This window comes from Chryseobacterium ginsengisoli (assembly GCF_039542325.1).
Lineage (GTDB): Bacteria > Bacteroidota > Bacteroidia > Flavobacteriales > Weeksellaceae > Chryseobacterium > Chryseobacterium ginsengisoli.
This window is the reverse complement of sequence record NZ_BAABHX010000001.1, coordinates 245,489-257,895: the sequence shown is the minus strand read 5'-3', so window position 1 is coordinate 257,895 and position 12,407 is coordinate 245,489. Positions and strand designations below refer to the sequence as shown.

At 32.9% G+C, this 12,407-nt stretch carries 7 protein-coding genes; 1 reads left to right on the top strand and 6 read right to left on the bottom strand.

Translation table 11 applies throughout. The features are described 5' to 3' along the window. The first annotated feature begins 215 nt into the window (after positions 1 to 215). The gene (locus ABD940_RS01270) at positions 216 to 3,212 is read left to right on the top strand and encodes a LamG-like jellyroll fold domain-containing protein (protein ID WP_345199804.1); all 2,997 of its coding nucleotides are present in this window, start codon (positions 216 to 218) and stop codon (positions 3,210 to 3,212) included. Positions 3,213 to 3,295: 83 nt separating this feature from the next. Here the strand turns inward: ABD940_RS01270 and ABD940_RS01265 are convergent, their stop codons facing one another. The 6 genes from ABD940_RS01265 to ABD940_RS01240 form a co-directional block, all read right to left on the bottom strand. Next, positions 3,296 to 3,889, bottom strand: a complete 594-nt coding sequence (locus ABD940_RS01265) for an HD domain-containing protein (RefSeq protein WP_345199803.1) — start codon at positions 3,887 to 3,889, stop codon at positions 3,296 to 3,298. Positions 3,890 to 3,905: 16 nt separating this feature from the next. Next, a complete protein-coding gene (locus ABD940_RS01260; protein WP_345199801.1) occupies positions 3,906 to 9,569 on the bottom strand; it encodes an alpha-2-macroglobulin family protein in 5,664 nt (1,887 codons plus the stop codon). 58 nt (positions 9,570 to 9,627) lie between these two features. Next, a complete protein-coding gene (locus tag ABD940_RS01255; protein WP_345199800.1) occupies positions 9,628 to 10,101 on the bottom strand; it encodes a hypothetical protein in 474 nt (157 codons plus the stop codon). A 5-nt stretch (positions 10,102 to 10,106) separates the two neighbouring features. After that, on the bottom strand, positions 10,107 to 10,727 hold the full coding sequence (locus ABD940_RS01250) for a hypothetical protein (protein ID WP_345199799.1): 621 nt from the start codon (positions 10,725 to 10,727) through the stop codon (positions 10,107 to 10,109). 233 nt (positions 10,728 to 10,960) lie between these two features. Then, positions 10,961 to 11,788: a hypothetical protein gene (locus ABD940_RS01245; RefSeq protein WP_345199797.1), complete on the bottom strand. Its 828-nt coding sequence runs from the start codon at positions 11,786 to 11,788 to the stop codon at positions 10,961 to 10,963. A gap of 56 nt (positions 11,789 to 11,844) precedes the next feature. Then, the gene (locus tag ABD940_RS01240; protein WP_345199796.1) at positions 11,845 to 12,405 is read right to left on the bottom strand and encodes a pentapeptide repeat-containing protein; all 561 of its coding nucleotides are present in this window, start codon (positions 12,403 to 12,405) and stop codon (positions 11,845 to 11,847) included. Positions 12,406 to 12,407 lie beyond the last annotated feature (2 nt).

The window sequence follows — 12,407 nt, the reverse complement described above, 5'->3', positions numbered from 1 at the left end:
AGACAAATCAGAATGATTTAAAGATAGATTCAAACGGTTTTTTAAGCATGGCTTAATATAAATTTGTCTTAAAATTTACTTCATTTTCAAAAGATAATTTTAGGTGTTTTTATTTGTATTTCTTGTAATTAATTGATATAGAGTTTGTAGGCAGGATGGGGCAGGATGCTTCAGTGTGGGTTTGTGGCTAGATTAGTTAACACAAAATTAATCCTATGAAAAGATCATTACTAACTAAGCAAACTATTACAGCTTTGCTGTTTTGCGGGTTAACATTTTCCACTTTAGATTTGAAAGCTCAAACATTAGCATTTCCGGAAGCTACCGGTTTTGGAAGATTTACAACAGGAGCAAGAGGTGCTGCGAATCCTCAAATTTATTTGGTTACGAATTTAAATGACAGCGGTGCCGGTTCTTTCCGTGATGCGGTGAGTCAGCCTGGTCGATTTGTAATTTTTAAAGTTGGAGGTATTGTTAATTTACAATCCATAGTTGCTGTGGCGGCTAATACGACAATTGCCGGACAAACAGCTCCCGGAGAAGGAATTGTATTTTTAGGACCAAGAGTTTCATTTTCAGGAGCTAATAATACCATTGCCCGATATGTTCGTCTTCGTTATGGCGGAACATCTCAAAATCAGGATGCATCTGGAATTGCCAATGGAGCTAATATTATTTTGGATCACATGACTTTTACATGGGGTACAGATGAAGTTTTTTCCGTTAACTGGGACGGGAACGGGACTAGTCCTGATAATATCACTATTCAGAATTCTATTATAGGACAGGGAATGCACCGTCACAATCACTCTGCAGGAGGATTAATGCAACCGCCACCAGGAGGAAAGATAAGTTTGATCGGAAATTTATATATCTGTAACAAAACCCGAAATAATAAAATAAAAGGAATTAATGAATTCGTAAACAATGTGGTTTACAACTGGGGAAATTACGGAAATACTTATGGTCACACTCAATCAGGAGAAGCTTATATTATGGGTGGAGATTCTGCGGGACCTTCTTATGCTAATATTCTTAATAATTATTTTATCGGAGGTCCGAATACAAATAGTGCTGTTACAACTCCTTTTAGCGTAGGAAATGCCAATTTCAATTTATACGGTTCAGGAAATTATTTTGATAATAATAAAAACGGAGCTTTAGACGGAACTTTAGTTCCTCAGGATTTAACGGGATATCCGGTTGGAGATTTGGCAGCAATACAGGCAACTCCTTACGATTATCCAATGAAAAACACTGCAGTGACGGCTCAGACTGCATTCGATAAAATTATCACAAATGGAGGAGCATCCTATCCGAGACGTGATCAGGTGGATCAATTGATGATTTCTGATTTACAGTCGAAAGGAACGACAGCTACTTATGTGTATGTTCAAACGGATTTAACGACTCAATTTGGTTTTACTAATGGTGGGGCAGGACACGTTTATGGTGCGCCGGCTCCTTTAGATACAGATAATGACGGAATGCCGGATGCATGGGAAACTGCCAATGGATTGAATCCAAATGTTTTTGATGCTTTGGCAGTAAGTACGACCTATGCTCCGTATCTGAATATCGAGGTTTATATTAACAATTTACCAAATGTTGTACCTCCGGATTTTATTATCCCACCAACCAATCTGAATTTCACTAATGCAGTCACAACGGGAACTCCGGCTGCAAGCTCTTTAACGGTTAACTGGAATGATAATGCTACTAATGAAACTAATTATGTTTTGGAGCGTTCTGCCGATGGAACAAACTTTACAGTTATTGCAACATTGGGTGCTAATACAACAAGTTATAATGAAACGGGTTTAACGCCTAATACTCAATATTATTACAGAGTTAAAGCAACCAATGCTACGGAATCTTCAGTTTATACAACAATTACATCAGTAACTACACCGCCTGTTCCGGCAGCTCCGACAAAAGCAACCAATCCGACACCTACAAACGGTAATAATAGTATAGAGTTAAGTAGTGGAAGTTTACTGTTAAAATGGACAGGAAGCGCAAATACAACAAATTATACAGTTTATTTTGGAACAAATCCTTCAAATTTAAATAATATTGCGACTGTTCCTTACAGTGTTGCACCATCTTATCAACTCAATAGTTTAAGTACTGCAACGAATTATTATTGGAGAATTGATGCTTCCAATGCTCTTGGTTCGGTTACAGGAGATGTATGGAGTTTCCGGGCATTAACACCAAGCCTTGTTGGAAACTGGCCATTCGTAGAAGCACCTTTGGCGGGTGAACAAATTGCAGATTTAACATCTTATGCCAATCACGGAATTTTAGATGTTGCCTATGATAATGCGAGTGTAAGAGTTGCAGGAAAGGAAAATTATGCTCTTGATTTTGCAACGGCACCGAATACATATATCGCAAGTATTCCACATCAGGATCAGATTTTATTTAATAATAATTCATTTACCGTTTCTTACTGGATGAAAGCTCCGGTAAGTATGATTCCATCATCTTCAGCAACAAGTCTTTATGTATTATGTAAAGGTTCATTTACTAAAAATACGACAACAGGGGCGACTGGTAAACGTTTTAATGTAGAAATCAAAGGAGGTCAGTTGAGATATGCTATTGATGATGATGTTACAAAAAAAGAAATCACATCACCGATTGCCAATTACTTTACGGGTAACTGGGTTCATGTTGTGATCCAAAGAGATATTGCTGCACACAAGATGAGAATTTATACCAATGGCGTTTTAAGTGCTGAAGGAGACGAAACGGCTGTTACAGGAATCGGTGAACCAAGTGATCTGATCATCGGAAATATTGGTGAACTTGAGTTTTTGTCAACGACCAATGCTCCGGCTCCTTATAAAGGTGCATTTGATGAACTGAAAATGTTTAATTATGCATTAGCTCCAACGGAAATTTATGCTTTGTACAGTCAGGCAGTGTTGAGTAATGATGAGTTCAGTATCAGTAAAAATGCAGGAACTGTCTATCCAAATCCTGCAAAAGACCAGATTTTCATTAAACTTCCGGATTACAAACAATCTAATCTGACTGCGACATTAATTGATATGACAGGAAAGATCGTTGCTAAAGAAAAATTGAATTCTGACGGAAAAAAAGTATTCAATTTAAATATTTCAAGTGTAAAAGCAACAGGAAATTATATATTGAATGTTTCAGGAGAAAATCTTAATAGTAATTTTAAAGTAATGGTTAAATAAAAATCAGTAAGCAAGTTTAATTAATTCATATTTATAAAAAAGATGCTGTCTCAGTTTTGAGGCAGCATCTTTGATTTTTTTAATTACTCTTTTCTGAGGATACCTTTTTCAACACTTTCATTAAGTAAGTTCTCTGCATAATTCCAGATTGAAGAAGAACCATCCATAATTGCCTTTTTCTTGTTATAAACTGTTTGGTATTCTACATTAAATTCTGCCCAGGTTCCTCCATTATTGCTGGTATTTTGAAGCAATGGTTCGAATCTGTCCATTGCTCGGGCAAATTTTGATTCATCAGTAATTCCTTCTTCAAATTCTTCCCAGACTGCTATGAATTCCTGAGCTTGAGGTTCAGGAAGCAAGCCGAAAATTCGTTTTGCTGCTAAAAGTTCTTCCTCTGTATTTGTATGATTCTTTGTGGTATCATAAATAAAAGTATCACCCGCATCAATTTCTACCAAATCGTGAATCAGTACCATTTTTACTACTTTCAATACATCAATAGGTTTGTCCGAATGCTCTGCCAAAACAAGAGTCATCATTGCTAAATGCCAACTGTGTTCTACATCATTTTCGTTTCTGTCGCTGTTAAATAATTTGGTTCTTCGCTGAATGTATTTTAATTTGTCAATTTCTTTAATAAAAGCGACTTGTTTCAATAAATTTTCTGTTTTCATTTTACTTTTAAATTCATTATTCCGCAATCATCACATCAGTTCCCTTCGTATGCGCATTCATCTGCGGTGCGTAATAATTCTGCATCGTTGTAATTCCATTCGAGAATTTCCCTGAAGCATTCGCCACATAATCATATTCAAACACATATTTTCCTTTAGGCATATTTTCGATGTAGAAATTGGTAGAAGCATCTTTCGTCGATTGATAATATCCTAAATTATTTTTCCACTGATACCCCGAAAGCACATTAACAGGCTCAAATCCCGCCGCTCTCATATCTTTGATATGAATAAATTCCATCGGACGGACTGTATTCAGAATCATCCTTACAGTCACTTTATCACCAACTTTCAATGGCGTTTCGGAAGAGATTTTCTGCAATTCCTCACCATTTACTGTTTTGATTTTTTTGTACAATTCTTTCGTTATGGATATGTAATTCTCAGAAGATTTTATTTTATCCAGATCTTCATAATATTGCCAGAATAATCCTCCCTGAACGATTCCCGGACTCGGTTTTGTTACGGTAACTGTAGCTAAATTTTTATCTAAAACATCCGTTTTCACAGTCGATTTCACATAGCCCGTTGCCTGAGTTTCAGGTTTTAATTCTTTTCCGCCCCAAACAATGGTTGCTTTGTCACTTTCCGCGCTCGTCCATGATTTCCCTGAATTTAGAATAGTAAAAATCACTTCCGAAGTTCCTCTCGAGCTTCCCCAAGAATTCACTTCTTTCTGCGTGATCAGCCAGATTTTCATGTCCTCGATAAATTTCTGATCATTTGGTTTTAATGTATTGAATGCTTCCAAAGCTCCTGCGTGATTCATTACTTTTGAACTGAACCAACCCCAATCATCAAGATTTTGTTTCCAGTAAACGCCCTGAGTTTTTGAATCTACAGAAGTTTCTTTTAAGTAAGTCATTAATTTATCTGAAACGTCTTTCAATCCATAATCATTCATTAATAAAGCTGCACGATGCAATCCGAAGAAAGTGAAATCTGTAAGTTTTGCGGTTTTTGCCTTTTGCTTTACTAATGATTTTAAAGTTGCGCCTTTTCCTTTTAATGGATATTGTTTTTCCCAGTAATTTCGGGTATTGAGATAATCTAATGTCCAATTTGTCCAGATATTTTTTTCTTTAACATCCCAATATTTATTGATCTCATTATCTACATATTTTACCAAATTGGCAATCAATTCATTCTGTTCTGAACTTTGGTAATCTTTCACATTATCTTTTAACCAAGAATTGATTTTCCCTAAATTTTTCAAGATGTACAAAGAAGTTCCGTAAGAACTCGGATAACCTTGATACCATGAGAAACCGCCATCAGGATTTTGAAGTTTTTTGAAATCATCCCAATCCTGATTTATCGAGTTTTTCATTGTATTTGCGTCAAACAACAATGCCAGTTTCTCCATTTGCTCTGCTTCATTTTTGCTTTCCAGAACCCACGGAGTTTCTTCCAGTAAAAGTTGTTTCAGTTCCTGATTTTTTTCAAGATTTGAGTTTAATAATCCTTTATTCTGATATTCTTCAAAAATAGTTTTCATTTTCGGATTCGCTTTGAAAATTTCTGAAGCTAAAACATCGGCAAACCATTTATTGAAGATCACATCAGCAGAATTGTTTTGATCATTTTTCAGACTTGGAAGCGCAAACATGATTTCCCAGATTGGATTCGTCGTCAGTTCCAATGTATTTGAAATATTTGAAATCGTTGTTGAATTGGCATTTTTAAGATTTTCCAGCTTGAAAGTTTTGGTTTCACCTTCTTTCACGAAAACCGGAACTGCATCTGTTACGAGCATTCTGTTGGGTAAAACGGCAACTCCTTTTTGTTCACCATCGGAATATTGACCGGCTTTTGCAACAACTTTTAAAATGATCGAGGAAACATTATTCGGAACTTTTATTTTCCATGTCAACGCCGAGTTTCCGTTTTCATTTAAATCAAAATTCTGAATGTTTGAATTTAAACCAAATTTCGACGAAATATCTTCGTTTGTAAAAGCATCCAAAATCTGTAAACTTGCCGAACCGTTTAGTTTTTTGTTCGTTAAATTGGAAAGTTTTGACTGAAGATTTAATTCATCACCTTCTCTTAAAAATCTTGGATAATTAGGAGTCACTGAGAATTCTTTCTGTGTAACAACTTCTTTTTCCAGCGTTGCCGCTCTTGCATCTTTTGTGTGAGCCAGGAACATTAGTTTCCATTTTGTCAAAGCTTCAGGAGATGTGAATTCGAAGCTGACGTTGCCATCGGAATCGGTTTTTAAATCAGGGTAGAAGAAGGCGGTTTCATTTAAATTTTGGCGGACGGGGACTTTTTCTAATTCATTATTACCTTTCTTTGCTGAAATTCCTCTTTCTTTTTCATCACCTCTTGCAATTTTAAAATTCATTCTTGGTGCTTCAATTTCATTTAATGTTGCAGAACCAACTAAAGAAGCGCTTCCACCCATAAATTTTATATGTTCCGGAATATCACCATCATACCAATTAAAGTAAGGTGGCTCTATTGAAAAAGAACTGACATAAGGAATGGTTTTATCCGCAAGTTTTGCATCAAGACCATGACTTATCTCATAAGACATAACTGCATAACGCTGAGTGTATAATCTTTGCCACTCAAAAGTGTGAACAGCGAAATGATCCAAAGACATATCATACATCGTTGCCAAAACTTCCGCAATAATTTCTTCGTGATCTTTTCCTGAAACTTTTACCGACCATTTTTCTTTGGAGCCAGGTTCTATTTTGTCTCTAAAAGTTGTAGTTTCAATAGTGAAGTCGTTTTCATCATCTTTTATTTTGAGCTTAACTTCATGATGCTGTACATCATTATAAGCAACAATCAAAAATTGAACATTAATGTCTGAAATATTTTTATCCTTCGGAATTTCCACAATATATTCTAATATTCCGTTTTGGAATTCTCTCACTTCGGAAATTGTATTCCCAAGAGAGTCCTGTAAAAAAATATTTACCAAAGCATCCGGAATTGCAGAATATGCATAAATCTTAGCTTTTTCACCTCTGAAGAATTCTTTTTTCGGATCTATTACATTTAAAAATACCTTCTCATTTTTCAGCGAATTTTTATCCCAAACATCGAAATACTGAGATGTTTCAATAAGTTCTTTGTTCTGAATGTCGTAAAGTTCCAGCTCATATCTTCCGACTTCCAATTTTCCTAAATCAAGATAGGTTGATGGTTGTTGGTTTTCAGTTGATGGATCATGAATTTTATCAAGAACAACTTTCTCTATTTGTATCTCTTCCTCAGATTCATTTTCATCAAAATAATCATAAGGAAATTTTGCGATAAATTCTTCTTTAGAAAACTGTGATAAATTCTGAACCCTATCTTCAAAACTGCTTCTAAAAATTCTGTCTGCCGACTTTAATTTAGACAATTTTACATGATACGATTTTTCAATATTCTGATCATTATAATTCTTTGTTTCGACTTTTACTTTTACATTTTCATCAGTAAAAGCATCTTTAATTTCCTCGGCTTTGATGTAATAAGGAACTGACGAAACATTTATTTTAACAGAAGCAGACTGTGTTTCTCCGTTAATATCTGTGACTGAAGCTTCTATTTTAAATTGATCAACCTGAATATCTTCTAAATATATATCCTCTTTAAAAGTTACGGGAATGATGAATTCTCCTTTGTCATCAGTTTCGATGCTTCCTAATATCGAGTTTTCGTAGCTGTAATTTTTTGAATAGCTACTGAAAAATTTCCAGCGAATATCATCTTTTTTAATTTCATAATTTACGGTTATTTCTCTGATAGGAACCCTGGAAAATGCCATCGCTTTTCCTTTTAATTCTATGGTTTGCCCATATTGATATTCTCCTTTTATTGGCTCGAAAGTAACCTCAAATTTTGGTCTTTTGTATTCTTCCACACGAAAAGCATAGAAACAGTCTGCTCCATCTTCTATCATTAAAGCAAAAGTTCCGTTTAACTTTCCTGTTGGCAGAACAAAAGTTCCATGATAAGACCCAAATTCATTGGTTGTAAATTCCTGTGAAGAAATTTCCTGTTCATTGATATCGGTTAAGGCTATTTTTTGCTTTATTCCCGCAACGACTGATTCCTTTTCTTTTTCTATTTTAGCATTAATTACTTTAAAATGAACAGTCTGTCCCGGTCTGTAAATCGCTCTGTCTGTAAAAATCTGGGGTATTGTTTTATTGATAACTTCTCTATTATTATCTTCTGAAAATCTTCTTCCCCATATATCTAACATTTGAAAATCATTGGTTCTGCGCTGCTGAATCAGATATTTCCTATAAGATTTATTGTTTGAATCCGACGGAATTTTAAAAATACCTTTTGCATCTGTTTTCGCCTGAAGTTTTACCAAATCCTGATCTCTGGCATACTCGAAAAAGGTAATTTCTTCATTGGGAATTGGTCTTCCGCTTTCGCTACTCACAAGTTTGAATTCTGTAGGGAAATCATTTTTATCTATACGATGATAGATCACGCTATAATCTGATACTGTGAAAAAGTAGTTTTTGCTTGAATCACTATCTGTTGGATTCTTTAAGGAAAATTCTGCAACATAGAGTCCGGGAGGTAAAGGTTTAATCTCCAACGATGTTTTCATTTCTTCATAAATTTCACAGTCCGGAAACTTATAATACTCTTTTCTTATAAGTGTTTTTTCAATTTCATCATAAAATTTTCCTTCAGAATAATAATCTCTTGTATGTTCAATAAAAGATTTAAAACCACCTTTTACTTCATAAATATTGAGAACGAAATCAGGAGTATTTTGATGTTCTGCAACAATATGAATCGGCTTGTTGCTTTGTGCCTGTTCTTCAAAATTTAACCTTAAAACAGGATGCGTAATAAGATCTTCTTTGTATTGGATTTCTTTTAAAAATAATGAATCCGGAAATTGTTTTTTTGCCTGTTCTGCAATTTCGAGAGCTTCTTTAGACTTTTCATCGCTCCTGTATATACTCATAATGTCCCGCAGAATCAAAACTTTATAATCCCCTTGAATATCAGATTCCAAAAGAGCCTTTAATTGTTCTAATTTGTCTAAGCTGTTATCTAAAGAATATTGATAAAGCATCTTTTCATGCATGAAGTGCAACTTTGCGTTACCATTGTTTTCATCAATCAATTTATCATAAAGAGTATTGATCTCGATTTCATTTTCTTTCAATTCATTTTTAGTGAAAAAACCGCCATCAGAAAGAAAATTGATCTTTCTCATCAAGTACCACTCCAGTAAAGTTTCATAATAGGTTATATCCTGATCATAGGATCTGAAAAGCTTTTCATATTTTATAAGGACAATGTTTTTTAATACCTTCTCATTAAGATCATTTTTTCTGAAGGTTTCGGATATGTAATTTTTAAAATCAAGCGTAGTCCATGTTTCAATCTGAGTCAGATCCTGAGAATCCATATTGGTCAATTCTTCTCCGGTGAAACTTGCATTATAATAATCAAGAGCAAAAGTATCTATAAGAATATTATACAAAATTTTCTCATCATCTTGTAAAGACTTTTCGGAATCCTGTATTTTTTCAATAAAGTTGAAAGTTGCGTCGTTTTGGCTGTCGTATGTATATCTCATGGCTGCAAATTCGTTTCTAAGCGAAAGAATAAGCTGTGTCAGGTTTTTGTTTTCCATAGTTTTATAATAAGAGAGAACTTATTTATTGTAAAAAGTGTTTTTAAATTGATAACGGTTAATTTATTCTCTGAGCATTCCCTTTGATAATAATTTTATCATCATTCCTGTTGAAGTATATAATCTCTTTTATAGTCCAATGTATCTCTTTAACAGTATGTTCGTACCATAAATATTCTTTAAAAATCTGTGATATAAAGAAAGTATCAAGAAAATCCATTTTTTCTTTCATGCTGATTTTAGTAGTATTCAAAATATCTTCATAAGAAGGATATTCTGTAAGCGTTTCAAATAATTCTAAGGCATAATTTTCACCCACTTTTTCATCATCTTCTATCAATTCACGCAATAATTCCTGATATTTTGGTTTTATTTTTTCATTAAAATCATTTAAGTCGATATTAATTTCGAATGGCCGGATTTCTTTTCCTTCAATGTATTCTTTATAAAAATGTTCATCGTATAATATATCAGAAGAGTGAATTTCTTGATTATTAATATGTATTTGCATGTGATTTATTTCTGTTTTCATATTTATTAGGAACTGAAATTAGCATACAGGATATTATTATCATTAAAAAAAGTATCAAGTTCTTCAAAATTATTAAAATTGTGCACTTCATCTTTTGAATATAAAGATTCATCATATTGTTGACCTTCAGGACATTCTTCCCAAGTTAAAACAATCTGACTGTTATATAGCCAAACTTTTATTAAGCCGGTATTTTCATTTCGCTCATTTTCTTTATAAATGTAATGACATGATTTACCAGATTGAACTTTGGAAATAAACTTTTCTTTATTCATTTTTTTCTTTCCTGGGTAATACCAAATATTTTCTAAAAATAATAAATACCTCCCTGCTTGATATTCACCATAAGAAAATATGTAGATAGAGTTGTCGATTTTTAGAAAATTAACCTCTAATCCATCTTCAGATATATACTTTTCAATAAAACTATTGGTGAGATTAAAATTACTTTCTTTAATTATTACATTAAAACTTTCATCATCTGTTTCTTTCAATTGTCTTAAAGGATTATTGTAAAAATCAATTAATCTGATTTTTTGATTTCCAATTTCAAAAATTTTCTTCAGACATTTTTCTTCATCTCCATCAAATAATTTTCGCTTACTTATTTCTGTTTTTTTAATCATATTTAATGAGTTGATAGGGGGAATTATTCATTCTTTTTCTTTTGGAATTGAGATCGAGAGTATATTTTTCATAAAACTTGGCTTTGGATCTACATAATAATTATCCCTCCATTATTTATCCATTCTTTTAAGGCTTCAATATCTTTATCTAATATGATACTGATGATTTTTTCGTTATTTGTCTTGGTTTTCATTTTGTGCTTTTATAGTCTGTTTTTTTATTTATTCTTTAATTAAAATAAAACGCGATCATCTCCACGAATTATTTCGTAGTGTATGAAGTTCACATTCATGTCTTCTATTCTGTCTTCAAGAGCTTTAATACCAATCTGTAAATATTTTTCTTTTTCCAATTCGTTTAGCGTATAAAGGACATCAAATCCAGAAGTTGGCTTGGAAATCGGAACAGATAATTGAATACCACTGCCTTTTTCATACACGTAATAGTACCAATCTTTTTTTTCCAGTAATTTCGTTCCTTTCGGAACCGGCCTTCCTGTTTTAGGATCTATAGTATACTTTTTAAAAAAGTTCTCAATGCTTTCAGGCTGACCTGTTCTGGGATCTACTCCGTATATTAAAATGTACTCATCTACAGTACCGGGTTCTCCCATATTTCCCATAAATTTTCTTTCGGTACGTTTTTTTTCAAAAACCTTGCTTATTATTTCTATTTCTTCATTCGTTACTAATTCGTTACCTTCACTTTCATATTGTATTATTTGATCCTTTTGATCTTTCGATAGCAGATCATATATTACTCTTCTCAGATCTTTGTATTTTTTATACAACAGAATCTTTTGCAATAGCACATCATCAAGAATTTCAGGCAAATTGTTAAAATCTACATAAGGTAGTTTGGAGTTTCTTTTTTTTCTGTATTTTTCAGCTCTTTCAGAATCTTTATAGGCAATATATTGTGTTTGCTGATGAGGTTTCAGGATGCCAAAGACCTCATCAAAAATAGAATTGTTCAAATCTTCTATATTTAATAAGAGTTTTAAATTGAATTCAGGCAATTCATCTTTAAAAGGCGTAAAATCGAATATAGCTAAAGTCATATTTCTTTATTTTCATGGTTTTTTATTGTGTAATAATATCAGAATTAATAATTTATCTAAACATTAATTAAAATTTTCAACTGATCAATATTCGTAATATTTACATGATCATTAATTTTCACAGGATAATCAATATTAAATTTTACATCATTAAAATTGACGGCTTTAAACTTACTGTCAGCAAAAATTACATTATCCAATTCTATAGAATCAAAAGTCGTATTTAATATAAAACAATCTCCAAAATAGCTCCATCCTAATTTTATTGTATTGAATGTACAAAGCTCGATGGAAGTATCGTAAAATTCAGCTTTTGTGATTTCATTTTCTACAAAAGAGCAATTCATGAATTGGCATTGATGAAATTCACATTTCCGTAAAAATGAATTTTCAAAATTTACTGAGGAGAAAATACAGTTAAAAAATGAACTCCCTTCTAAATTGACATTGCTAAAAGTGCTCGATATAAATTTTGTATTACAAAAAATAGCGGTATTTAAATCTTCATTTTTAAAAGTAATATTATTAAATTCTTCATTTTCTATATCCAATTGCTTCCCTCCGGAATTATTCAGCCATTTTTTATGGAGCTGTATTTTTGTGTTTATATTTTCCATTT